Genomic DNA, 24,858 nt, shown 5'->3' with positions numbered 1-24,858 from the left:
TTTTTATAATTAATCATAAGTTTATTTTTCATAAAAATGTCTAAATACTCATTCTCAGTTCTCCTATACCATTTAGACCCCCTAAAAGGATAATTTCCTGTTGCTTCAAAAAGAAAAATCTTCCCGGAATTTTTTAACAATCTTGGGAGTAAATGGAGTAAATAATGGACTTGGGAATCATTCAAATGAGCAAAAACAGCAAAGATGTATATAACATCAAATTTTTCTTTAGATGGAAATTTTGTAGAGAAATGAACGTCTGATATGTAGTTGGAATTTCTTTTCACACATGCTCTTTTGATCATGCTATGGGCAATATCGTATCCTCTTATTGAACTTTTAGGTAATAACTTTTTAGTATAAATCGAAAAGAATCCATCTCCGCACCCAAAATCTAATACAGAGATAGACTTCTTTTTTTGACCTAAAGAATATAATTCCTTATCTAACAATTCCAGCAAAGCTTTTCTGCGCTGATAATAATAGGGAATTGGTGTAACCGTATAGAAATCTTCCCCTCTATAGTAAAATTTCTTTTTACCCCTATTTTCCCAGTATTCTTTGTTAAATTTAATCATTATTAACCTCATTTAATTCTTTGACCTTTTCAAGTCTCCTAGCGACACGAAGCTCTTCTCCATTATCGTTAATGAGTCTGGTGCCATGTTCTGTTAGTTTCGTCTTCCAGCATAGAGCATTTGGAAATTCGTCCCTACATCTCCACAAAAAGGGAACCGGGAAGTAACCGTTTTTAAATATTTCGAAAAATCCATTAACTGAATATATATTTGGAATCGATTCTTCGATATTGCTGATAAGTATCCTTACCTGGGATACAAGATCATCAACTGCATCATGTATATAATTATTATCAATAAAATCCTTTATGCCCTGAGATTCACGGTATAACGGGTAGTGAAGCAATGCAGATTTTGTAATCTTTATACTATCTTTGATAATTTGAGGATCGGCCAGATAAAGAGCTTCAGAATAACTGACAACATGAACAATTTGGGGAGAATTTTTTTGCCTGTATTCGATATCAGACATCAGAGCAGATACTGCCCCGAGTTGAATTTTTGCTTTTTCAATATCAGGAGAAAAATAGTTTAAACCTGCTCGTGGCTGTAGAATTACTATAAAATTCTTATCTTCAAGTGATCGAACAATCTTGAGAAGAGCTCGTGATCTGATCAAATCAATAATGCCCGTTGTATATTTCGGGATGTTCAGCATGTTTTGCAGAATTAAACACTGAATCCCAAGTTTCTTTGCCATCTTAGCTGCAAAGTATGCAGATGCTATATATGTCAAGTCATCACTTCCCCGAAATGAGAAATGATGAGGAACATTCGGTTCGAAAGGTTTGCCGGTTGATGAGATATATTGCATTGCATGAATGTGCTGTTTTAGATTTTCTTTAAGACTTAAGGATCCTCTCCCATCAAGTTGATTGAACCACCATAAGGATAGAGCGTGCCATGCCATATTAAGATTTTCTTCAAGTATCTGTGCTACTTTCGGGACATTATTCGTTCCGGAATATGACCTCACAAGCATTGGAAGAGAACATTCCCAAGTGACTTTGAGATCAAGTTCCGAATTGATTGGAACACCTCCTCCATTAGGTCTATCACCCCAATCTTCACCAAAATGGGACTGACTCAGTTGTGATGAACCTACAGATACAATATCCAGCAACCCGCTCTTGGAGAGATCCTTTAACCATTCAGAAAAAAGAGTTAGAGCTTCTTCCCGATTTTTTAAATAAGGTCCAACATGACAACGTATAAGAGGTAAAGAGTGGACTTTTTGGGCAAATGATAATCTTTTTATCAGAGAATCGTTGAATGTACCATATTCGGGATAATGATAATCCTGTGAGAAATTTCCTTGGTGATGAAGTTCTTTTGAAATGAGATTTTGAGAAAAACCGTACAGTATCTTATCATATTGAGATTGCTGTATATATGCTTTGGGAATTTTTGATTCAGGAATATTGAATTTTGCAATGACTTCATCAATTCTTTCGTCACCAATAAAAGTTCTTACTTTTCCATTATACAGCTCTTCAATTTTATCACAAGCACTTTTTAAACCTGCAAAATAAAGATTTGTTGAAAGGTTTTTATTCGTTTGTAGAAGTCGAGTGCTTTTTATGATCTTATACATCAATATGTTGAAAAGCTCAACTCCTTCAATAGGATCAAGTCTATAACTGAATCCTAAATGAGAAAGGTGATTATCCAAGATCCAATTTTCAATGACTTTAAAATAGGTGTCATGAGAAATATTATCAACAGCTTTTTCGATATATTGATCTCCAACAATGACATTAAAATCGCATTGTTCAAGGATTTGCGAAATAGTGACAATTCCTAAGGTGTGTGCATCGATACTAGGTTTCAGTATGCCAAATCTGTTTTTATCTCGCATATTAGATTTTCATAATTTTATGTTTCTGGATGAACAAGTGACCAGACAAAATGGTCAAAATCAGCTTTTGCAGCAATACGAGGTAAAAGAAATATATTAGAACTTTTGTCCACAAAACCACTGTCCGTTGAAAGAGCTGCTTTGTAATGCTCTTTTACGATTGCAACGATTTCTTCATTGTAATCACCATTTGGGTAACAGAAATACTCAACTTCTTCTCCCAGAATTCTTTCAAGGATTTCTTTTGAATCCTTAATCTCGTGAATAACTTCTTCGGTATTAAGTCTTGTTAAAATCGGATGAGAAAGGGTATGGGAACCGAAATCGACTAAAGGAGATGACATTTTTTTTATTGTGCTTTCATCCAACATTTGATAATTAATGACCTCGTTATAACCGATCTTTACATTTAAATTTTTTTTTAATTCAGATATTATGTTATCAATCATTGATGGGTGAAATTCCTTTAACATTTCTTTCAACTGCTTGTACACTTTAGCTTTTTCTTCTTCATTCTCTATAGTGAAGGTTACGAGACCACGATCAGGAATAGAAATACTGAAGTGTTTTATACTGGCTTTTGAAATAATATATTCGAGTGCATTTACCCAAATCCATAAGCTATTATAAATAAAATCCATGGTCATGAAAATCGTTGCAGGAATCTGGTATTTTTCTAACAGGGGAAATGCCAGGGTATAATTATTCATATACCCATCATCAAAAGTAAGAACAGCAGCGTTTTCAGGGATAGGCACCTCATTTTGAATATAATTTACTAACTCATGCAAACTGATTGGATTGTAATATGTTCTAAGATATTGCAACTGCTTCTCAAAGCAAGAAATGTCGAGACCTACATTTGTATGTTTCTTATGATTCTCATCATAAAAGTTATGATACATTATAATAATTATTTTGTTTTTATAGAACTTCCTAAGGATATGATTAAAACCACTTTTACTCATAAAAACTCGTATCAATCTCTTCATTCTGTAAGATAATGTTGTTTTCATAACTTATTATCAAGTTGATTTTTTTCTTTTTAAACCACCATGCAGGAGTATCTTGACATAAGTTTTTATGAGCCGAAAATACAATGTTATGTTAAATGGGAATAACCGGATGGATCTATAATACTCTTTCAAGCCAGATTCATATTCCGATTTCCAAATATCGCTGTCTCCTCTTTGCAAGTGGATTGCACTAAGGGCTTTATTTCTGAAAAAGTTCAATCCTTTATGCGGAGGACAATATTTATCCACTATATAGTATCGTCCACGCATCATATTGGTGTAATTAGCACTCATGCTCGATTCTCGAAATCTCCCCAAATATAAAGGTTTATTGATATATTGTATCTTATATTTTTTTGCTATTCTGATAAAAAAATCTCTATCCTCACAACCGATCTTTGAAAGGTTTACATCAAACATGCCGACTTCTTCGATACATTTCATTCGAACAACAACAGACGACAGGTTAAAGTTTGCTTTTCGTAAAAGAAGATTTTTATATATATATCCTGAAAGGTGCTTTATACCCTTTTTCTGCGAATGATCCTCAATAACATCGCCATTTTCGTTAATTCTGATTTTTCCACTATGCACAAGACCAATATCTGGTTTGTTTTCTAGAATTGCTACGCTATCTGCCAAAAGATCCGGAAGCCATTTATTATCAGAATCTAAAAAGGAAATATAATCACCGTTAGATACCTCTATGCCTTTGTTTCGTGCAACCGCAACCCCATGATTTTCTTGATATAAATACATTATCTTATCATTATACACCGAGAGTATATGTTTTGTTTGATCAGTTGATCCGTCATCTATAACAACCACCTCGATCTCCTTATATGTTTGATTAAGAACACTATCAACAGCCTCAGTGATGTAATCAGCACAATTATAGGTTGGAATAACTACACTAACTCTTTTCATGAATTATCCTTTGGATCGTTTTCGTTAGAAAAATGGGGAGTAAACATAAAAGAAGGTATTTAAGCTTGAATGTTTTTGGTTTACATTTTTCGGCTTCAAAGAATGCTTGTAATGCTTTGATTTTTTGTTTATGACTCAAATATGCATAACCCAGATTAGTATATAGCTGGCTGATTCGGAAATTTATAAGAGAGGAGTTTTGTTTTCGAAAATCTTCATTTTGTTGAACAAATGTCTGCAATGTAAGTATGTCTGTATTTCTATTCAACTCATAGTCTTTCTTGCTCAAGCTTTCAGTCCAGACTCTACGGAGAAAGAGTTTCTCCTTTACTACTCTTGCCTTGAAGTCTTTTGCAAGTCTCAAGAAGAATTCAAAATCTTCACCAACCTGGAGATTTTTATTAAAGAGCCCGACTTTTTCCAAGCATGATCTTTTAAGTACAATACCTGAAGTGATAAGGAAAAAATCTAAAAAGAAGTCAAGAAGAATATTACCTTCAACAAGTTTAATTTTTCTTATATAATCTTTGATCTTCTTTCCTTTTTTATCAATGAAATAATTATCACAATAGACAAAACCAATATCAGTATCTCTGCTTAATATTTTGAGTTGTTTTTCTATTTTGTCTGGTAACCAGACATCATCAGCATCTAAAAAGGCGATATATTCTCCAGCACTCTTTTTGATTCCCGTATTTCTCGCTCCAGCAGGTCCTTGTTGTTTTTGATATATGTAATGTATATTTTGAGGATTTGAAGAAAGAAAAAAACTTACTTTTTCTCTTGTATTATCCGTTGATCCGTCATCAACAACGAATATATTGATATTATGATAGCCTTGATCAAGTACACTTCTAATTGCTTCGTTAATGAAAATACAATTATGTGTAGGTATTATAACATCAACATTTTGCATATTGGTAAACCCTAATATGCATGCTAATATGTCAATATAAAAAATAATATTTCAAAAATTTCTTTACAAACCAAGACACTAAAAAAAACTTTATATTTTGCTAATAAAATATAAAAGGTGAAATATTATGCCAGCTACATTTACGTTACCTGACGGCGACACAATTCTTATACCTCAGATCAAAAGGATTTCAAAAATTTATGCTTATAAGATGGATATGAACAGAGGGGTGGTCAAAAGAATTGAAGATCATAAACAACCGAAGAATGTATCAGAACTTGTCAGCATCGAGCGATATATTGATGTAATAGACAAAAGTGATGTAGCTTCAGATTTTTCCTATATAGGGTTTGATATAGTTCTCTTTGACAATGATGTCAAGAGGGTATTTAACGATTTTTATATCGAGTTAAAGAGGATGCAGGATCATGAGGATTTTACCTATGAACACGCAAGAGCAAAATTAAGGGATATTATACGAACTATCGTAACTGTGAAGGAAGATTTGATCACGGCGATAGAGGATTTTTATCAGACCCACGGGATACAAAGACCATAGGCGATTTACAGAAGGAATGAAGATTCCGATTGTTCTCTTAACAATACTCCTGCTATCGTGCATGATATGTTCACCTATGCATGCACAAGATATTCACATATTTTGGCAAAAGCTCTATGAGGATTTTGGTTCCCACAAAATAGGTGATATGATTCCAACATCAGATAATGGATTTTTTATGATCGGAACAATGCTGGAGTCCGAGAGTAATATTGACGGGTGGGTAATGAAATTCAATTATTTTGGGAATATTGAATGGTATAATGTCATTGGCAACAGTTCCATGAATGAATATCCATATTCATGTTTACAACTAAAAGATAAGAGTTACTTGATATGTGGAACTCAAAAAGATCAAAAGGATAATTCTTCATATTCCTGGGTGGTAAAATTGGATTCCAGGGGAATTCTAGTGTGGGACAAGACCTATAAAGGGGGCGATGATGATGGCTTTTATTCGATATGTAATGCTCCGAATAACGGATTTGTAGTTGCCGGGAAGAAGAACAAAAATAATTCACAGAAGGATGATGCCTGGGTTGTTCAATGTAATAGCGATGGCGAATTGATATGGGAAACTACCTACGGGGGTATACACAATGATGCGGTTAATTCAATTGTTAAACCAGCAAATGGATATACTTTATGCGGAACAAGAACCGTGGATGTAACACGAAACTCAGACTTTTGGATATTAAAGCTTGGTGAAAAGGGAGAGTTCGAATGGGATAGATCTTTTGGTGGGACTAGTGACGATATTATCGTTGAACTTTTCCAGACAGAGGATGGAGGATATACATTTTGGGGGGACATGATCGATGTTGAAACGAAGAAGGTTGATACCTGGATAGTTAAGTTAAGTAATGAAGGTTATATTGAATGGGAGAGAACAATTGGTGGTTTTGGTGCTGAGACTGCAACGTCTGTAATTCGCACAATGGATGATGGTTTTATGATTTGTGGGGAGTCTGTGTTTTCAAGTGATTTTAATAGTAATTTCTGGATACTGAAGCTGGACAGCCAAGGTGATATTGAATTTGATAATGAGTTTATTGGACCCGGAAAGAAATTACTTGCTAAAATTGTTCAGGTAAAAGACGGATCATATGTTTTGTCAGGTATTACTGATCAGAATGTATCATTCCAAAAAGATTTATTTCTTTTGAAGTTCAGGAGAATGATAAACCCGGAAGATACATTATATGCTAAAATTTCAGAATATGTAACTTCTGATTATGTCGGAGGAATGTTCTTACCTATACAAAGAAAAAGATTAAAGCACTTCGAGCCCCTCATATATTTAACAGATAAGAACAAGATAACAGCCAAGAAAGTGAAAATGACCCCAACGACATTTATTTATGAAAATAAGTATTTTCAGCAAGAATATCAATATCAGGTTCAGACAGAAACTAAAACTCTTGGAGAATTCAATAGGGCAGGTGTACATCGAGAGGTACCTGTGATAAGATATTATGGTAGATATGGAGCTTTATTTCCGAGAATGTCAACAAGATATATTGATAAATATCAGAGAAGGTATTCCTCTGTCTTGCGTCCTCGTTGGCAACCAAGATTTGAAGAGAGATATACTCCATATAAAGAAGTATATGAAGTCGATCCAAAAGAAAATGCATTGAATCCTACCCATATGCCTGGCAGATTTGCTTGGAAAACCCAAAACCTTTTTACGAAGGATGCTTTTCATCAACTGGGCACATTCTTTAAATTTGAAAGTTCTAAAAAAAGTCAAAAACAACAAGTCAGGCTAACGGGATATAAGGTCGAGACACCTATACTTGTGCCTATGATCTTTCTGTGGCTTGTCATTCTAGCAGCTGTTGTTATTAAAATTCTTTTCTCAATGAGAAAATAAACTATGAGAGGAATTTTACTCCTAATTTTACTCCTCCCTCTTATTCTGAACGCACAGGATAATATTGTATCTGATGAGTTCATCGTCGACCCTCCAACATTCCGATCACTTGCATTCAGGTGGATAATAGAAGGTGATGAAAATCTCAATGCTTCGGTTATGATTCAATATAAGAAGAAAGATTCCCGTGATTGGAAATTTGCCTTACCTCTCATACGTATCGACGGTGATATAGTTAACCGGGAATTTGATCCATTCAAAACAGGAAATCTCTTTTCCGGCAGTATCCTGCAATTAGAACCAGCAACTCTATATGAAGTTCAATTGAAACTCAATGACCCGGATGGATTTTATAAAGAAAAAACGATTGAGGTAAGTACTCGATCACCAGAAGAAAACATGAGTCCACAAAAAATTCTCCATCTCTATCCGGAGAATTTTCCTGGCGAAAAACAAAAACCTTCTTATTCAAATCTGAGTGATATCCTTCATCAGTTAACTGGAGGAACTCTTGTTCTCATTCATCCCGGCACTTACTTCGGCACATACGAATTTCTTCTTGGTGGTTCAAAAAACAATCCCATCATCATTCGCGGTTCTTCAGAGGGTGAAGCCATTTTTGACGGCAAAGGAACAGAAGGTAAGATATTTGATGTGTCCGGAAAAAGTTACATACATTTTGAAAATCTCACAATAAGAAATGGATTTACCGCAATAAAAGGTAATGATGCTGATGGTATTGTCGTGAAGAATTGTACGATCTTCGATATCCACTATGGGATAGCTTCATTTACAAAAACCAGAAACTGGGTAATTGCAAACAACCATATCATGGGACGGGTCGATGAATGGTCAGACAGAGACGGAGTAAAGAAAAAATACGGGACCTGCACCGGTGTAATCGTAGATGGAATAGGGCATGTAGTTTGCTATAATACCGTTCACAATTTCTGGGATTGTGTTACCATCAGTAACCTCGAGGAGCCCGAGCCTTGGTATGAACCGCACAATATGTGCATCGATTTTTACAATAACGATCTCTATAATGCAGCAGATGACTGCATCGAAACTGATTTCAGCTACTATAATGTACGCGTATGGAATAATAGAATTACAAATTCACACGTTGGTATAAGCACGCAACCGGTTTATGGAGGACCAGTTTATATTTTCAGGAATGCGTTATATAATGTGAGAATTCCGTTAAAACTCCACAATTGGCCCTCTGGATTGTGCATATTCAATAATACATTTGTTGGTTCTGAAAGGGCTTTCTGGTCTGATCCTATATGGCAGAATGCACAGATCATGAACAATCTTTTCCTTGGTGCTTCCTCCTATTCTGTTGCAACCGGATCTCCTGATGAAAGAACTATCCTCGACTATAATGGCTATTTCAGAATTCCCGGGCAGGAGCTCATGTTCAAGTGGAGCAGGGATAACCGCAAAACTTGGTTTCGCTTGTCCGATCTGAGTGAGTTCAACAATAAAACAGGTCAGGAGGGACATGGTGTGCTGGTTGATTATTCAATTTTCAATAACATTAGCATTCCCGACGATAAAACAACGTACGATCCATCATCGATAGATTTACGACTTTCTGGTAATGGAAATGCGCTCAATGCAGGAACCTATATCCCGAATATTACCGATCGATATTCCGACTCAGCACCCGATCTTGGATTTATTGAATTTGGAGCAGAACCTCCTCATTACGGGCAGTATGATAATTTTGTTTATTAAGAAAAACAGGATATATATCCAATGAGAGTTTTTTATACACTTTGTTTGTTTTTGTTATTGATTTCTCCATACGTGAATGCAGATAAATCTGATTCAACCTACACACGCACCGGCATCTTTTCTGTAAACCTAGGCCGTTATGACTCATTGATCGAACCAAAGATTATTGATACACAATCACAATATGATTCAATAATCACAGCGCTTCAAGAAAAATATACCTGGCTTGAAGAAACACCACCAGTTATAGATTTTAATCGTTTCGTACTAACGGGAGATGAGAGCTGGGCTGATTGTGTTGCTTCGTTTTCGTATGATGTAGAAATTGATACACTCTCTAACACATATATTATTACGATCATCGAGCATTATGGCGGCGGGTGTGGCATGAATGTTTTTCGGCATTGGTTTCTTATACCTAAATTACCACAAGAATATTCGATTGAGTTCATTCATAAAGAGGGAAAACCGAAATATCATTATGAAGATTAAAACATGCCCGGTCTGCGGGAAGGAATTCCCGTGCTATGCAAATGATGATAGAATATGCTGGTGCGAATCCTTTCCACCAATTGATGTTGATGGCCAATATGATTGTCTGTGTCCGGATTGTCTGACAAAAAAGGCGATCGAACAGAATCAACAAGAATCCCAAAAGGAGTTTTTGTGAAAAGCTTAGTTGTCTATTATTCTCTTGAGGAAAATACTCATTACCTGGCAGAAAGTATCGCGGAATGTATCGGTGCTGATCTTCTTCGATTGGTCCCCGTGAAGGATATCAAGAATACTAAAACAAAATATCTTGTCGGCGGTCGCCAGGCAGTCATGAAAAAGAAACCAAAATTGTTACCCTGTGATAAAAATCCTGAAGACTATGATATGATTATTATCGGTACACCAGTATGGGCATCGACCATAACACCAGCAGTCCGTTCATTTCTAAGCAGCATTACTTTTAAGGATAAGAAAATCGGTTTGTTCTGTTGTCATCGTGGTGGTCCCGGTAAAACTCTTGTCTACATGGAAGACCTTCTAGAGGGCAATGACATTATCGGTAAAACTGATTTTAGGGAACCCATCAAAGACCATGATGAACAACGTAAGAAAGCGTGTGATTGGGCTCAGTCGCTTCTCGTGAATAAATGAGCATCTTAACCGCTTATTCACCAAAAATTAATTAAGTAATTATAAACTCGTCGTATAATTAAAACTAAACGACGAGGAGTCATAATGAAAAAACCACGAGTTTTGTTCGTTTGTGTTCATAATTCGGCACGAAGTCAGATAGCGGAAGCATATTTAAAGAAATTCGCTGGTGCTGATTATGAAGTTCTGTCCGCTGGGCTTGTTCCGGGTACAATAAATCCCTTTATGATAGACGTTATGAAGGAAGAAGGTATTGATATCTCTCATAATAAGACTACTAGTGTGTTTGAGCTTTTTAAAGAAGGAAAACATATGTCAGTAGTAATAACTGTTTGCGAAAGAAAAGCTGAAGAAAAATGTCCAATTTTTCCCGGAGCTGTTAAACGCTTTCATTGGAGTTTTGATGATCCATCTAAATATCAAGGATCAAGAGATGAAATACTCAAAAAAACACGCATACTCCGGGATGAGATCAAAGATAAAATTCTCCATTTTATAGATGAGATGAAACAAAAGAGCGTATTTGATCATGAATCTTAAACATTGATGAGAAAGATAATTTTCAATAAGAATTATGGAAAATGGTTTATTAATGATGTATTGCGTGCCATCAGAACTTATAAATTACTGCTCAAAGAGGAATCGCTTGCTGTGGCACTCTCAGGCGGCAAAGACAGTGCAACTCTCTTATATATTTTATCCTACCTGAATACATTTTCTGATCTTTCATTTTCTCTTTCTGCAGCGCATATAAAGATAGCGGATTATGATACGTCTTCATTAAAGGCATACTGCGAGGAATTAGGCGTACACTATTTTGAAGATTCTCTCGATCCTGATGATGAAACAATCGAGAACTGTTACATCTGTTCCCGCCTGAAACGGGGTGCACTCTCGAGCCTGCTATCAAGCAAAGGAATACACAAGGTCGCATACGGACATCATGCTACTGATGTGGCTGAAACATTTTTGATGAACATCATCAAGAACAAAAAACTCGGTTCACTTACACCGAAAGTGGAAATTCCTGAAAGTACTATGACAATAATTCGTCCTATGATTTATCTTGATGAAGAGAAAATCGTTAAAATTCATTCACATCTTGGTCTGCCGAATTTTAATATTCCTTGCCCATACAAAAAAACGACCATCCGTGAGAAATATAAAAGAATAATTCAGGTTATAGATCGAGGAATACCTGATGCTCATTTTTCACAAAAGGTAATAGAAACTCTCGAAGGTTGTGATCTTAAAGATTGGAAAGACTAAAGGATAATGAATTATTATGAAAAAGCAACCTTCCAACAACATTGACATTTTAAATACTATTTAACTTAATACACCTCAAATGCTTATTAAATTCATTTTAAGAGGTCAAAAATGAAAAAGAGTATCTTAGTTTTAGTACTTTTGATTGGTATTGCAGTTTGCTCATGCAATCTATTTAACTCACATCATAATAATCAAATTACAGAGAACACTCCCGTAATAACTAATGTTGAGGATGCCTATACCTATACAGTTAATGGTGATGCATTTTCCGACAGCACTCGCGAAGCTCTTGTTTTCAGTAGTAATGAAGCAGTTCTTACATATACAATTCTTGATTATTCTGCAGGCACTATCATACTGGATATTGATAATGCAGACACGCTCCTCATCTATAATGATACGATCAATGGCAATGCCGTCATTGTAGAGGATGTAAACGAAAAGCCCTGTTTTATCAAACTTGTTTTTGATAATTTCAGTGGCATGTTTGAGCTTGCGTTAGCCGAAGACTAAGAAACATAGATCAATCCACAAAAAAAAATAGGATTTTACCCACATGAAACCCTACGTCACTAAAGAAACACTCGAATCTAAAACCAGGCAGTGGCTCGATAAGATCGCTCCCTTCAATAAGCATCGGATGGAGCTGGATACCAAGCATGCCTGCTTGATGGTCATAGACATGCAGAAATTTTTCCTTGATCCGAATTCACCTACGTATACATGCGGTGGAGCTGCAATCCTTCCGAATATAAAGAAATTGATTGATCATTTCAGAAAGCATAATCGACCGATTATCTATTCAAAACATGTACATCATCCTGATAAGCTGGATGCAGGCATTATGGGATGGTGGTGGGAAGGCATGTGCAAAGAAGGTAGTCCGGAAAGCGATATTGTAGAAGAACTATATCCTTTGCCCAATGAAAAAGTTGTCTTGAAACATCGGTACTCATCCTTTTACAATACTGATCTGGAAATTGTGCTCAGATGCCTTGGCATCAAAGATGTAGTTATCACAGGAATTATGACTTGCATGTGCTGCGAGTCAACTGCAAGGGATGCGTATTACCGGGACTATCGTGTGTTCTTCCCAGCTGACGGCACAGGTGCGATCAATGAAGAGATGCATTTGGCGAGTCTGCTGAATCTCGGGTTTGGATTTGCATATATTACGACTATATCAGAAATTATTAATCAAATGTAACAACTATTACTTATTTCCTTCCAATAAAGAACAACGAACTCGCCGGTGCATATCCATGCTCATCCAGCCAGGAGAAGAAGTCATCGAACTTGGTCTGAAATCTTGAGAAATCAGGAAGATCCTTGTGCCGCTTCATTGCTTGTCCGATTCTGTCTTTCATGGTTGTGATAAGTTCTTCGTGTTTCGGATTTTCCATCAGATACGAGACGTCATATTCTTCCAGGGAGGAGAGGTTCAGACCATACATGATCTTTCTGATTTTATCCCGGGTAAAGGTATAATCATGAAAATCTCCCTGTGCCATATCCAGTTCAGCACTCAAGTGGTGTATTTTAATATGTGATTGCTGAGCTTCGGATTGTTGACCATCCACATACATTTCGCTTACCAGGAAGTTACCACCGGATTTCAGGACGCGAAGCATCTCTTTCAGCACCTTACCCAAATTTTTCATATGATGGAGTGAGAATTGAATGGCAACAGTATCGAAATACTCATCCTTGAAATCCATTTGTGTTGCATCCATTTTCATGAACTCAACAGGTTTGTTTTCAAATTTTGTTTTCGCTACAGTTAGGGCTTTATCGTGTGTGTCAATGCCGACAAAGCTGTCATAATTTTTCAGGGCAGGCATTAGCGCTGCAATAAACTGACCCACACCGGTTGCAACATCGAGTACCTTTCCTCCAGAAATCTCTTTTAACCGTTTATCTAATTTCTGCATATCCATGTACCTTTTGAATTCAATGGAATTATATGGTCAATAATTGCAATTTAATGGACAAGAAATGTTGAGTGGTCAAATCAGGAAACAACAGGAAAAACATGAGTATTATTCAGTTAGTCGTTTTGTCTATTGGATTAGCGACGGATGCCTTTGCCGTATCCCTTGCAAGCGGATTTTCCTTAAAAAAGTCATTCCTGTTCTGGGGTTTAATCATTGCTCTATTTTTTGGGATATTTCAAGCGGGAATGCCCATCATTGGGTGGTTCGGGGGCAACTTATTCCGAAACTACATCGATACGTTCGACCACTGGATTGCATTCGGATTGCTTCTCGTTATCGGAGGGAGAATGATATACGAAGCTTTTTACTCACACCCCGGGAAAAAGCTGATCGGTTCAACAAGTATTGTCGTTTTATGTGGGCTTGCAATTGCAACCAGTATCGATGCACTAGCAGTTGGGCTGAGTTTTTCTTTCTTGGATTTTTCAATTTTCATACCTGCCATCTTTATAGGAGTAATAACCTTTGTTCTTTCATTCTTTGGAGTCCTGATTGGTCACAAAATGGGGATCAAATGGGGGAAGAGTGCTCATATTTTGGGTGGAATTGTATTAATACTTATTGGGATCAAGATACTCATAGAACATTTAGGTTAAAAAAAATTGACATCATTATTTCCTTATTGGAAAATTCGCCAAAAAAGAAAGAAGATGTCATGATAACCTATAAAGAAGCCGAAATTAGAAGCGAAGTCATCAAGGCGATGGCTCATCCCGTTCGACTGATCGTGATCGAGTTGCTCAAAGATAACGACAAATCCTTTTCAGAATTATTGGAATATTTCGATATCGATAAATCAACGCTTTCCAAACATATCAGCATTTTGAAAACAATCGGGATTGTGACTTCACAGAAGAAGGGCACAGAATCGATCTTTCATCTCCAGGTTCCGTGTGTCACACAATTCTTCACCTGCGTTACTGCAGTTATTGAAGATAAGATCAAGCAGCAGCAAAGCTGTCTATGCTCAGTCGGGTAGGTGTGTAAATGAACAAAGAGTGGAAAAAATTCATCTGGCTTATCGCAGCATTTCTGGCATTGTATTTTCTCCCTTTTGACAAGAGAGTGGTTACCGATGCTTTCATAAATGGGTTTTCGATGCTCCATGAGTACGCTCGCGAGCATGTGCTGCTCTGCCTGGTTCCAGCTTTTTTTATTGCTGGGGCTATTACTATTTTTGTAAAAAAAGATGCGGTTCTGAAGTTATTAGGACCTAAAACCAGCAAGTGGATATCCTATCCTATAGCTTCGATTTCTGGTGGAATTCTTGCAGTATGCTCATGCACGATTCTTCCTTTGTTTGCAGGTATCTGGAAAAGAGGTGCAGGTATTGGACCGGCAACTGCATTTTTATATGCTGGACCAGCTATCAACATTGCAGCTATCTTTCTTACTGGCACAGTGCTCGGGTGGGAGATGTCACTCGTTCGCCTGTTTTTTGCAATAGCAGGGGCGATCTTGATCGGGCTCATTATGGGGGCATTATTCAGGAATCACAGCAATAATATTCAAAATGAGTTTGGAACGATGTCTTCTGAAAGCAGTGTCTCAACGATTCCGATCATCTTGCTTTTTGTCATGCAGCTTGCTTTTCTTATTACGGGAGGATTAAAGATCAATGCTATGCTAAAATCGATACTCCTTGTTTTGTATGTGCTGGTGATATTGTATATTGTGTTTTGGAGGATCGATAAGGAATACCGGGTTGCTTGGATCGATGAGACCTGGTCATTCACAAAGAAGATCTTACCGTTTTTGTTTGTAGGTGTTTTTGTTGCAGGAGTCGTTGCACGGGCATTGCCAGAAAATGTTGTGAATTCTTTGGTCGGCGGCAACCGGCTTTTCTCAACCTTTTTTGCATCCATATTCGGTGCCGTGATGTATTTTGCCACACTCACAGAAGTGCCGATCATTCAATCGCTTATGTCGCTTGGCATGGGGAAAGGACCAGCGCTTTCACTTTTTCTTGCAGGTTACTCGCTGAGTTTACCGAATATTATCGTTTTAATGAAACTGCTGGGATTTAAACGAGCGATGTCATATATTCTGCTTATCGTGATCTATTCGACTCTGGCAGGATTTGTGTATGGAAATTATTTATTTGTATAGGAAACAATATGTTTAACAAAATTACTATAAGTATCTTGTTGTTTGCCGTATTCGTGCTTTTAAGTTGTACTCAAGAAGAAACTGATTCAAAATTTTCAGAAATTGAACCAGTTCAGATAAACGAAAAGGTTCAAGTAAAAACAGATTCAAATGAAGACCCGATCACTTCTCCGGCAGAAAAGCACATTCAGACTACATTTGAAGATGAAGAACAAACTTTATCCGAAGAAGCAAAGGTTCAAGTTACCTTTATTGAACTCGGTTCTAAGGATTGCGTTCCCTGCAAAATGATGGAACCGATCCTGGAAGAAGTCAGGAAGGAATATCCCGATCAGGTACATGTCGTATTTCATGATGTCAAAACCAAAGAGGGATATGCATATGCTCAACAATACAAGATCCGCGTTATTCCTACTCAGATCTTTCTTGATAGTAATGGCGAGGAGTATTTCCGGCACGAGGGATTTTTCCCCAAAGACGAGTTGGTGAAAGTTTTGCAAAATCAGGGAGTTCAATAATTGACGGCGTATGATCGAGAGCATATTTAACTGGCTGAATCAAGCACTTTACACGTCGATTTTTCTCTCATTACTTGCTTCTTTTTTATGGGGAATTTTAAGCATATTGCTCAGCCCTTGTCATCTTACGAGTATACCACTCATTATAGGTTTTATTGATGATCAGGGACGAATTTCGACCAAGAGAGCATTTCTAATCTCATTACTTTTTTCGCTTGGAATTCTGATAACGATTGGTTTGATTGGATTAATCACAGGATTGATGGGCAGGATGCTGGGGGATATCGGTAACTTTGGTAATTACTTCATAGCGATTTTGTTCTTTATTATCGGCTTGCACTTACTCGACATAATTTCTTTTCCATTTATTGGAAACACCCATCAGCCGAAGTTTAGAAGAAAAGGACTACTTGCAGCATTTATTATCGGATTATTATTTGGGATTGCTCTTGGACCATGCACGTTTGCATATATGGCTCCCATGCTCGGGCTTGTGTTCAGTCTTTCTGCAAGCAATATTATATATGCGATCATTCTGATCCTTGCATATGCATTGGGTCATTGTTTGGTTATCGTTTTTGCAGGTACTTTTGCGAATGTTGTACAAAAATATCTAAATTGGAATGAAAGAACAAAGGGCGCAATTATTGTAAAAAAAGTGTGCGGTGTTCTTGTAATTTTAGGTGGAATATATATTTTATTTAATACCCTTAACTTGTTTTCTTAATATTATAATGAAAATGAATTGAGAATTATTTAATTCGAAAAAGGAGCAACAATGAATATCAAAATACTTGGTGCTGGCTGTGCAAAATGCAGGCAGCTTGAAAAAAACGTGCGGACTGCACTTGTAAATCTTAACATCGATGCAGAAGTTGAAAAAGTAACAGACATCAATAAGATAATGGAATATGAAGTTATGATGACACCTGCGCTTGTTGTCGAGGGTGCAGTGAAATCCACAGGAAAGATATGGACAGTTTATGAGCTCGAAAGACTCTTCGGAAAAGAATAAAATTTTTTTCATCTGTACGCATAATTCTGCACGGTCGCAGATGGCAGAGGGTCTCGTGAATCATTTTTACAATGAGTCATGGATTGCTCAAAGTGCAGGCACAGAGAAAACTAAAGTCAAACCTATGTCTGTAGAAGCACTGAAAGAAATCGGTATAGATATTTCACATCATGAATCGAAATCAATAGATACTTTCAGGGATCGGATGTTCGAAGTTGTGGTCACTGTATGTGATAGTGCAAAAGAAGCATGCCCATTTTTCCCGGGTAAGATTATTGTACATGCACCTTTTGATGATCCTTCTAATACGCAAGGATCACATGATGAAAAATTATGTGCGTTCAGAGAAACGCGAGATCGTATTCTCGAGTGGTTAGAAAATAACTTGCCAGAGTTGAAGCGCACACTAAAAGAATTGCATGGAACACGAGCTTAACGTTTCAGACGTAGAACAAGAAAACAGGGAGATACGAAAAGTAACCTGGGTGGGATTATTCTCGAATGTCTTTCTGGCATTATTGAAATTTATCCTCGGAATTCTCGGCAAAAGCCAGGCAGTCGTAGCAGACGCTGTTCACAGCCTTTCTGATATGGCAACGGATTTTGCAGTCCTGATCGGCGTTAAATACTGGTCTGCACCTCCGGATAAAGACCATCCCTACGGACATTGGCGAATCGAGACAATCATTACTGGATTTATAGGAGTTGCACTGGCAGCAGTTGCAGTCGGATTGGGCTACAACGCGATAACATCATTGAACAAGCCCTGTATCGCTACACCTTCTTGGATAGCGATTATTGGTGCGGCTGTCTCGGTCATAGTGAAAGAGCTGCTTTACCGATGGAATGTAAAGATCGGCGACAAAGTAAAATCATCCGCAATGAAAGCAAATGCCTGGCATCATCGATCCGATGTTTTTAGTTCTATACCCGCTTTAGTTGCGGTAGGTGTAGCTGTTATTAAACCGGAATGGGCTGTGGTCGATAGGATAGGGGCGATCGTTGTTGCAATCATTATTTTGAAAGTATCATGGGATATTGTTTATCCTACCTTAAAGACACTCTCTGATTCAGGAGTTACAGCAAAGGAAAAAGAGCAGATCAGAGCGATTGCAATGGAAGTGCAGGGAGTTAAGGATGCGCATGCGATACGAACCCGGGATGGAGGTCATGGTATATTTGTCGATATGCACGTGCTTGTTGATGGAAACAAATCGGTTTCGGAAGGTCACGAGACCGCTGAAAAAGTCCGGGAAGTTTTACTCAAGAAAGGGCACAATATTCTCGATGCGGTCATTCACATTGAACCCTATGAATGAGAGTGATACATTTGAAGATATATCTACGGATATGTTCACTGCGAGCATCAAATGCATACCGATCATACTTTTACTCATTATCATTCTGATACCACTCTATATTTACATTTATGGTGTTACGAGTTTGATCTTTGCTGCACAGAAGCTTGTGTTCGGATGGTGGCTTGTTATACCAATAATTATAGCAGGGATTTTTGCCCATGAGGGGCTTCATGCAATTGTCTTTGGTATGTTCAGCGACACTGGATTTGAACATATCCATATTGGGATTCAATGGCACTCTCTCACACCGTATGCTCATTACAAAAAACCACTAAAAGCCATTTATTATCGCATTGCACTTCTCGCGCCTGCAGTAATACTCGGTGTGGTTCCAATTATAGTAGGTCTGATCTTTCATTGCGGACCTGTTTTCATTATAGGATTGCTCTTTCTGTTATTTTCCGGAGGTGATCTTCTTATAATGTGGCTTATCAGGAAGGTTCCTTATAAAACACTTGTGAAGGATCATCCAACAAGAGCCGGATGTTATGTGTATCTGGATTCAACTGATTCATAATACAATAGTCTTACTTTGACATAGTACATCTTACACTTATATTATCTCTAAAAAAATATTTGAGGACATAACAAATGGCACAAGAGAAAAAACAAGGTAAACTAACCGTTCATACCGAAAATATTTTTCCCATCATTAAGAAATGGCTCTATTCTGAGCATGATATTTTCCTCCGAGAGCTGATCGCCAATGCAGTCGATGCAATGAACAAACGTGAAGCAATGGATCCTGATGTGAAAAGAGATGATCTTCAAGTCGAGGTTAAGATCAACAAACGCAAGAAAGCACTCGAGATCAACGACAATGGGATCGGTATGACCCAGCAGGAGATCAAGAAATATATCAACCAGATCGCATTCTCAAGCGCTGAGGATTTTGTAGAAAAGTATAAAGATAGACAGGGTAAGATGATCGGGCAGTTTGGGCTGGGATTTTACTCTTCATTCATGGTTGGAAAGAAAGTCACTATCGATTCACTTTCATATAAGAAGAATTCGACTCCGGCATACTGGGAGTGCGAGGGCAGTACGGATTTTGAACTTTCAGAAGGAAAGAGAAAAGAGCCAGGTACGACCGTCACGATATTTCTGAACAAAGAAAACGAAGACTATCTCGAGGACATGAAGGTAAAAGACCTTATCGAGAAATACTGTAATTTCATGCCCTTCCCTATTGTTTTTGATAAGAAAGTTGTGAACATTCAAAAGGCACTCTGGCATAAAAAACCGAAAGACATCGAAGAAAACGAATACAAGGAATTCTATAAAGAACTCTTCCATCAATATGAAGATCCTCTTTTCTGGATACACCTTAATGTTGATTATCCTTTCAAACTAGAAGGAATACTCTATTTCCCAAAAATCAACCAGCTCGATTTCGATCTGAATAGAGGGAAGATAAAGCTGTATTGCCATGATGTATTCGTTGCAGACGACCTAAAAGGTGTTGTGCCGGAATTTCTTCTCTTACTGCGAGGTGGAATGGACATTCCGGATATTCCTTTGAATGTTTCCCGAAGTTTTTTGCAGGAAGACCAACAGGTTAAGAAGATTTCACAGTATATCATCAAAAAGGTAGCTGACAGCTTGAAAGATATTTTCAAAGAAGACAGAAAACGTTATGAAAACCTTTGGAATGACATAAATCATTTCATAAAATACGGCATGCTGACCGAAGAGAAATTCTATGAAAATCTAATCGGGCAGCTCATTTTCAAAACCACGAAAGGTGATTACGTTACTATTGATGAGTATCTTCTCAGAAATCCTCAGGAAGGCAAGCAGAAGAAGATATACTATGCCCCGAGCGAAGACCTTCAGGTCACTTATATGAATATGATGAAAGAGCAGGGCGTCGAGGTTATCTTTGCACCGACCATTCTCGATGGACATGTATTCCAGAAGATAGAAATGGATAAGGGTAATGTTTCATTTGTCCGCATCGATTCTGAAATTAATGAAAATATCGTGAATAAAGATAAGAAGGAGATCGTTGATCAGGATAATAAAACTCCCTCAGATAAGATCAAAAGTGTCTTTGAAAAAGCATTGAATAATGACAAGATCACTATCGAAGTGAAGAGCTTGAAAGTGAAAGATATTCCTGCAATGGTCGTGTTCAATGAGCATATGCGCCGATTCCAGGAAATGAGCCAGTTTGCAAATCCAGAAGGTGCAGATATGCTTGCAAACCATACACTTGTTGTTAATAGTGAAAATGATACCGTGAAAAAAATTCTCACACTCAATGACAAAGGTAAGACCGAAGAGGTACAACTGCTTTGCAGTTACATCCATGAACTTGGTCTTATTGAACAGAAACCTCTTACCGGTAAAGAACTTCAATCCTTTATCGAGAAATCGAATAAAGTATTACTAATGATCAATTAACATTCTTAATTGATAAAATTATATAAGCGGTTACTCATGTAAACGCTTTTGCTTTATGCATTTATTGACAAAAATTAACTCCATGCCACACTCACTTCTCATGTTCAATTGTTCATATAGGATGCACGATAAGGAGTATATTTGAGTCTTTTTGGATCTCTCGGTGCCGGTCTTCGTACACGGTTTGAAAACACAAAAGAGTTCTATCTTTTTGTGATGCAGGTGTTTCGTAAAACACTTACCTTTCACCGCCAGAAACAAATCGGATTCATTGTACTGCTCCGTCAGATCATGTTTACCGGCTACGAAGCACTCCCTCTTATTATTTTCATAGCACTGAGTATCGGTGGACTTATCATTCTTGAAGGAAACTATATACTTGGTGGTTTTGGAAAGAGCCAGCTCGTATATGTGATCCTTGTGACAGTGGTGATACGCGAGTTGAGCAGTATCATTACTGCACTTATCGTAATAGCAAGGTCAGGAACAGCGATTTCCACTGAACTCGGCAATATGATCGTTAATAATGAGATCAATCTTCTGCGATCCTTTGGTATTTCACCGATCTCATATCTCGTGGTGTCACGTTTCATTGGTGTTGTCGTTGCAATGTTTCTTCTTACGATTTATTTTAATCTTGCAGCAGTGATTGGTGGGTGGCTTTTTTCAACAATATTTTATCCGATCAATTTTGGTTATTTCGTGAGTCAGTTCCTTTATGAATTATCTTTCGCAGACATAATTATTTTTGTGATAAAATCGATAGTATTTGGAATGGCTATTGCGCTCATTTCATGTTACCAGGGTTTGAAGGTATCCACCGCAACAACAGAAGTGCCGCAGCGTACGATCAAAGCAGCAGTGTCATCGGTTATCGCAGTCGTGGTTTTTGATATTGTCATAACCGTTTTATTCTATGTACTCTAATATCATGAATATCGAAATAAAAAATGTGTCAGTTGAAATCGATGAACAAGTCATCCTGGAAAATATTTCTTTCGATGTGAAAGACAAAAACACATGCGTTATCATAGGATCGTATGGTTACTATAATGGGATTTTGCTCAATGTACTTGGTGGTTTTTATGAACCTCTAAGAGGAACGTTGCTTATCGATGGAGTCGATCTTTATGAAAAAGAGGAACATGAACTGATCGAAACAAAGAAACGGTTATCCTTTGTATTCCAAGAAGGTGCATTTCTCTCAAATCTAACCGTGCTTGAAAATCTGCTTTTGCCGGTTCAATTCTATTCAATGCAGTTTATAAAATCCAAAGTGATGAAAGAGATAAAGGACTTATGCACCTATTTTGATGTACCTCAAGTGCTTGAAAAAAGACCGGCATTCATTTCCTATACTTCGAAAAAGATACTCTCCTTTATTCGCGCTATCATCACTCATCCCGAGTTGATCATCATCAACAAACCACTCTTCAATCTTGATATCAGGAACCAGATCAAGGTGATACAGATGCTTAAAGATCTCAAAGAAAAAGGCACGACCATGATCATCTCAAGCAATTCCTTCGATATCATAAAGGCAGTTGCAGACCAGGTTGTGCATGTCGAAAAGGGGACTATCCAAAAAATATCATACAAAGAAGATAAAAACTTTTTACAGAACATTAAGAAATTAGATATATTATCGGACTTGGTAGGAGTCGAAGATGAAGTTTAAATTTAAGCATACAGATAAGATCGTTGGCATCTTTTTCTTTGTTGCAGTAATGGCACTTATTTTTACCCTTGTTGTGGTCGCAATATCGAAACGGATCTTTGACAGGAAATATTATTTTTTAACACAGTTCGTAGATGCAACCGGACTGTCGAATTCGACGAAACTCTTTTTTAAGGGATATGAAATTGGAAAGTTAAAGAAGTATTCACTCAATATAAATAACCAAATCGATGCTGAACTGATCGTGTATAAAGAATTCCGAAACAAGATTGTCGAGAATTCAGCAATCTTCAAGGCAACGAATCCCGTTACCGGACGAAGCACCATGGAATTTTTGCAAGGACCAGATTGGAGCAAAGTGCTAGCAGAAGGGGAGTTCATCCCGTCGCTGGATACTCCTGAAGGCAAAAGGTTGTTGAAAGAAGGGTTCGTCAAAAAGAGCGGGGATATGATGGAATCCGTGTTGAAGAATGTGGATCAACTTCTCTATAATCTTACTCAGGATGACAATCCCGAGCAGGGAGCGCTCTTCCGTATGGTATATAACCTTGCAAATATGACGGACAAAATGGATGTATCACTGGAAAATATAAACTCAATTTTGACCTCCTTGCAAAAAGATAATAATCCCGAAGATGGTGCATTGTTCAGAATTCTCAGTAATGTGGCAGACCTTACCGATGATTTCAAAGGCACTGCTGCGCAGCTAGATGAAATGCTTGCTAATTACAAAGATCCCGATGATCTTGCGGTCAAGTTGATCGATCCCAGCAGGGAAAACCTGATCTACCCGATGCGTGATATGCTATTGACATTGAACCAGAATCTTGTCTCTATGAACAAAATTTTGGATTTCATGTACCAGCAGATGCCGGAATTTGCGGATATTGTTGCAAAGAGCAAGATATCACTTCAAACAGCTCAGAAAACACTGGAAGCCCTCAACAATAATCCCTTCCTGCGCGGAGGAATCAAAGAGGAAGCACCAACCCAGCAAAAAAATACAAAGATTAGACTCATGGATTTAGACCAATGAAAAAAATAATACTTTTTATAGGACTTTTTGGACTTCTTGCCTGTTCGAGTTTGCCGAAATATGTAGAATTGCAATCCACAAAGGATGCAAATGAGATCACGAAACGCGCTCAGAAAGTAGAAGCCGACGGGAAATATTTCCAGGCACAACTCCTTTTTGAGAAGGCATATGATCTTTATTCAAGCGTGGACAACCTGAAGGGCATCATTATTTCAGGGCTGAGTGTTGCCCGGCAGTATTATTATCTTGATAACATGGAGCAGTACGATGACTGGTATATGAAGATGTCTGTCATCGCGCACAATGATGCACCCGACCTGATTCCGCTGCTCTACCTTTTGCAGATGGAAGTGGCATTTGATAAAGAAGAGTATGGCAGGGTCATAACGCTTTCACTGGCAGTCGAGACAAATCAAAAAGAGATGCAGACAGAGCTTCTTTCATACAGGCTGCTGGCATTGCTAAAAACAGAACAGCCCTATAACCAGGAATTTGACAAAGTTAAGCGTAACATACCCGCCTTACGTTCGATGTTCAAAAAGAACAAACTCGACGACCCCAAGATCATTCCCTATGCTGCATATACACTTGGATATGCGCTGAGCAAAGAAAAGCAATGGATAAAAGCAATCGAATTCTTTGAGATTGCTCATGAATACGACCAGCTTATTGAGAACACGGGCGGACTTGCCGATGATGTCTATGCAATCGGTGTTGCCTACGAAAATCTGATGGATGCGGAGATGGCATTGAGTTGTTACATTCGCGCGCGTGATATGTATGTCATTATTGATGATGAAGAGATGAGCGCTGTTGCAGAAGCAAGGATAAAAAATATTCTCGAATAAGA

Annotated in this window: 30 protein-coding genes; 24 read left to right on the top strand and 6 right to left on the bottom strand. The window is 37.6% G+C overall.

The window, feature by feature from the left end; all coding sequences use genetic code 11:
• The 5 genes from JW794_07760 to JW794_07740 form a co-directional block, all read right to left on the bottom strand.
• Positions 1-578, bottom strand: a 578-nt coding sequence (locus tag JW794_07760; protein MBN2018005.1) for a class I SAM-dependent methyltransferase, incomplete at its 3' end; no start/stop codon positions are given.
• Positions 571-2,436 carry a cobalamin-binding protein gene (locus JW794_07755; protein MBN2018004.1) on the bottom strand — a complete coding sequence of 622 codons (1,866 nt, stop codon included), beginning with the start codon at positions 2,434-2,436 and terminating at the stop codon, positions 571-573. The genes JW794_07760 and JW794_07755, both read right to left, overlap by 8 nt.
• Before the next feature lie 17 nt (positions 2,437-2,453).
• Positions 2,454-3,404, bottom strand: a complete 951-nt coding sequence (locus JW794_07750) for a polysaccharide deacetylase family protein (GenBank protein MBN2018003.1) — start codon at positions 3,402-3,404, stop codon at positions 2,454-2,456.
• A 57-nt stretch (positions 3,405-3,461) separates the two neighbouring features.
• The gene (locus JW794_07745) at positions 3,462-4,379 is read right to left on the bottom strand and encodes a glycosyltransferase (GenBank protein ID MBN2018002.1); all 918 of its coding nucleotides are present in this window, start codon (positions 4,377-4,379) and stop codon (positions 3,462-3,464) included.
• The gene (locus tag JW794_07740; GenBank protein MBN2018001.1) at positions 4,366-5,295 is read right to left on the bottom strand and encodes a glycosyltransferase family 2 protein; all 930 of its coding nucleotides are present in this window, start codon (positions 5,293-5,295) and stop codon (positions 4,366-4,368) included. The genes JW794_07745 and JW794_07740 overlap by 14 nt, the downstream gene beginning before the upstream one ends.
• A 127-nt stretch (positions 5,296-5,422) precedes the next feature.
• Here JW794_07740 and JW794_07735 point away from each other — a divergent pair, with 127 nt between their 5' ends.
• The 10 genes from JW794_07735 (at position 5,423) to JW794_07690 (ending at position 13,098) form a co-directional block, all read left to right on the top strand.
• Positions 5,423-5,854, top strand: a complete 432-nt coding sequence (locus JW794_07735; GenBank protein ID MBN2018000.1) for a hypothetical protein — start codon at positions 5,423-5,425, stop codon at positions 5,852-5,854.
• Between the two features lie 283 nt (positions 5,855-6,137).
• Positions 6,138-7,730, top strand: a complete 1,593-nt coding sequence (locus JW794_07730) for a hypothetical protein (GenBank protein ID MBN2017999.1) — start codon at positions 6,138-6,140, stop codon at positions 7,728-7,730.
• Positions 7,731-7,733: 3 nt separating this feature from the next.
• A complete protein-coding gene (locus JW794_07725) occupies positions 7,734-9,473 on the top strand; it encodes a hypothetical protein (protein MBN2017998.1) in 1,740 nt (579 codons plus the stop codon).
• A gap of 21 nt (positions 9,474-9,494) precedes the next feature.
• Positions 9,495-9,965: a hypothetical protein gene (locus tag JW794_07720; protein ID MBN2017997.1), complete on the top strand. Its 471-nt coding sequence runs from the start codon at positions 9,495-9,497 to the stop codon at positions 9,963-9,965.
• Positions 9,955-10,143 carry a hypothetical protein gene (locus JW794_07715; protein MBN2017996.1) on the top strand — a complete coding sequence of 63 codons (189 nt, stop codon included), beginning with the start codon at positions 9,955-9,957 and terminating at the stop codon, positions 10,141-10,143. The genes JW794_07720 and JW794_07715 overlap by 11 nt, the downstream gene beginning before the upstream one ends.
• Positions 10,122-10,619, top strand: coding sequence for a flavodoxin (locus JW794_07710; GenBank protein MBN2017995.1), 498 nt, complete (start codon positions 10,122-10,124; stop codon positions 10,617-10,619). Before JW794_07715 ends, JW794_07710 begins: the two co-directional genes overlap by 22 nt.
• Positions 10,620-10,703: 84 nt before the next feature.
• Complete coding sequence (locus JW794_07705) at positions 10,704-11,159, top strand: arsenate reductase ArsC (GenBank protein ID MBN2017994.1); 456 nt, start codon at positions 10,704-10,706, stop codon at positions 11,157-11,159.
• Between the two features lie 6 nt (positions 11,160-11,165).
• On the top strand, positions 11,166-11,888 hold the full coding sequence (locus JW794_07700) for a tRNA 2-thiocytidine biosynthesis protein TtcA (GenBank protein ID MBN2017993.1): 723 nt from the start codon (positions 11,166-11,168) through the stop codon (positions 11,886-11,888).
• 111 nt (positions 11,889-11,999) lie between these two features.
• Positions 12,000-12,404 carry a hypothetical protein gene (locus tag JW794_07695; GenBank protein ID MBN2017992.1) on the top strand — a complete coding sequence of 135 codons (405 nt, stop codon included), beginning with the start codon at positions 12,000-12,002 and terminating at the stop codon, positions 12,402-12,404.
• Between the two features lie 43 nt (positions 12,405-12,447).
• Entirely contained in the window at positions 12,448-13,098 is a 651-nt protein-coding gene (locus JW794_07690) for a cysteine hydrolase (protein ID MBN2017991.1), read from the top strand.
• Positions 13,099-13,108: 10 nt separating this feature from the next.
• Here JW794_07690 and JW794_07685 read toward each other — a convergent pair whose 3' ends face one another.
• Positions 13,109-13,828, bottom strand: coding sequence for a class I SAM-dependent methyltransferase (locus JW794_07685; protein ID MBN2017990.1), 720 nt, complete (start codon positions 13,826-13,828; stop codon positions 13,109-13,111).
• A 95-nt stretch (positions 13,829-13,923) separates the two neighbouring features.
• On the opposite strand from JW794_07685, the gene JW794_07680 reads away from it, so the two are divergent.
• The 14 genes from JW794_07680 to JW794_07615 all read left to right on the top strand — a co-directional run bounded on the left by JW794_07680 (position 13,924) and on the right by JW794_07615 (position 24,856).
• The gene (locus tag JW794_07680; GenBank protein ID MBN2017989.1) at positions 13,924-14,481 is read left to right on the top strand and encodes a manganese efflux pump; all 558 of its coding nucleotides are present in this window, start codon (positions 13,924-13,926) and stop codon (positions 14,479-14,481) included.
• A 59-nt stretch (positions 14,482-14,540) separates the two neighbouring features.
• The gene (locus tag JW794_07675; protein ID MBN2017988.1) at positions 14,541-14,864 is read left to right on the top strand and encodes a winged helix-turn-helix transcriptional regulator; all 324 of its coding nucleotides are present in this window, start codon (positions 14,541-14,543) and stop codon (positions 14,862-14,864) included.
• An 8-nt stretch (positions 14,865-14,872) separates the two neighbouring features.
• Positions 14,873-15,994 (top strand): permease, encoded by a 1,122-nt coding sequence (locus JW794_07670; protein ID MBN2017987.1) that lies wholly within the window; start codon positions 14,873-14,875, stop codon positions 15,992-15,994.
• Between the two features lie 8 nt (positions 15,995-16,002).
• On the top strand, positions 16,003-16,512 hold the full coding sequence (locus tag JW794_07665; GenBank protein MBN2017986.1) for a thioredoxin fold domain-containing protein: 510 nt from the start codon (positions 16,003-16,005) through the stop codon (positions 16,510-16,512).
• 10 nt (positions 16,513-16,522) lie between these two features.
• Positions 16,523-17,239 carry a cytochrome C biogenesis protein gene (locus JW794_07660; GenBank protein ID MBN2017985.1) on the top strand — a complete coding sequence of 239 codons (717 nt, stop codon included), beginning with the start codon at positions 16,523-16,525 and terminating at the stop codon, positions 17,237-17,239.
• A gap of 51 nt (positions 17,240-17,290) precedes the next feature.
• Positions 17,291-17,527: a TM0996/MTH895 family glutaredoxin-like protein gene (locus JW794_07655; protein ID MBN2017984.1), complete on the top strand. Its 237-nt coding sequence runs from the start codon at positions 17,291-17,293 to the stop codon at positions 17,525-17,527.
• Complete coding sequence (locus tag JW794_07650) at positions 17,496-17,963, top strand: arsenate reductase ArsC (protein MBN2017983.1); 468 nt, start codon at positions 17,496-17,498, stop codon at positions 17,961-17,963. The genes JW794_07655 and JW794_07650 overlap by 32 nt, the downstream gene beginning before the upstream one ends.
• Positions 17,947-18,846, top strand: a complete 900-nt coding sequence (locus JW794_07645; protein ID MBN2017982.1) for a cation transporter — start codon at positions 17,947-17,949, stop codon at positions 18,844-18,846. The genes JW794_07650 and JW794_07645 overlap by 17 nt, the downstream gene beginning before the upstream one ends.
• Entirely contained in the window at positions 18,839-19,405 is a 567-nt protein-coding gene (locus tag JW794_07640; protein ID MBN2017981.1) for a DUF3267 domain-containing protein, read from the top strand. Before JW794_07645 ends, JW794_07640 begins: the two co-directional genes overlap by 8 nt.
• 74 nt (positions 19,406-19,479) lie before the next feature.
• Positions 19,480-21,294 (top strand): molecular chaperone HtpG, encoded by a 1,815-nt coding sequence (gene htpG / locus JW794_07635; GenBank protein MBN2017980.1) that lies wholly within the window; start codon positions 19,480-19,482, stop codon positions 21,292-21,294.
• 141 nt (positions 21,295-21,435) lie between these two features.
• Positions 21,436-22,221 carry an ABC transporter permease gene (locus JW794_07630; GenBank protein MBN2017979.1) on the top strand — a complete coding sequence of 262 codons (786 nt, stop codon included), beginning with the start codon at positions 21,436-21,438 and terminating at the stop codon, positions 22,219-22,221.
• Positions 22,222-22,225: 4 nt separating this feature from the next.
• Entirely contained in the window at positions 22,226-22,972 is a 747-nt protein-coding gene (locus tag JW794_07625) for an ATP-binding cassette domain-containing protein (protein MBN2017978.1), read from the top strand.
• Entirely contained in the window at positions 22,962-24,008 is a 1,047-nt protein-coding gene (locus JW794_07620) for an MCE family protein (GenBank protein ID MBN2017977.1), read from the top strand. The genes JW794_07625 and JW794_07620 overlap by 11 nt, the downstream gene beginning before the upstream one ends.
• Complete coding sequence (locus JW794_07615; protein ID MBN2017976.1) at positions 24,005-24,856, top strand: hypothetical protein; 852 nt, start codon at positions 24,005-24,007, stop codon at positions 24,854-24,856. The genes JW794_07620 and JW794_07615 overlap by 4 nt, the downstream gene beginning before the upstream one ends.
• The last annotated feature ends 2 nt before the right edge of the window (positions 24,857-24,858 follow it).

This window comes from Candidatus Cloacimonadota bacterium (assembly GCA_016932035.1).
Lineage (GTDB): Bacteria > Cloacimonadota > Cloacimonadia > JGIOTU-2 > JGIOTU-2 > Celaenobacter.
The sequence above is the reverse complement of the archived record's forward strand: the minus strand, read 5'-3'. Positions and strand labels throughout refer to the sequence as shown.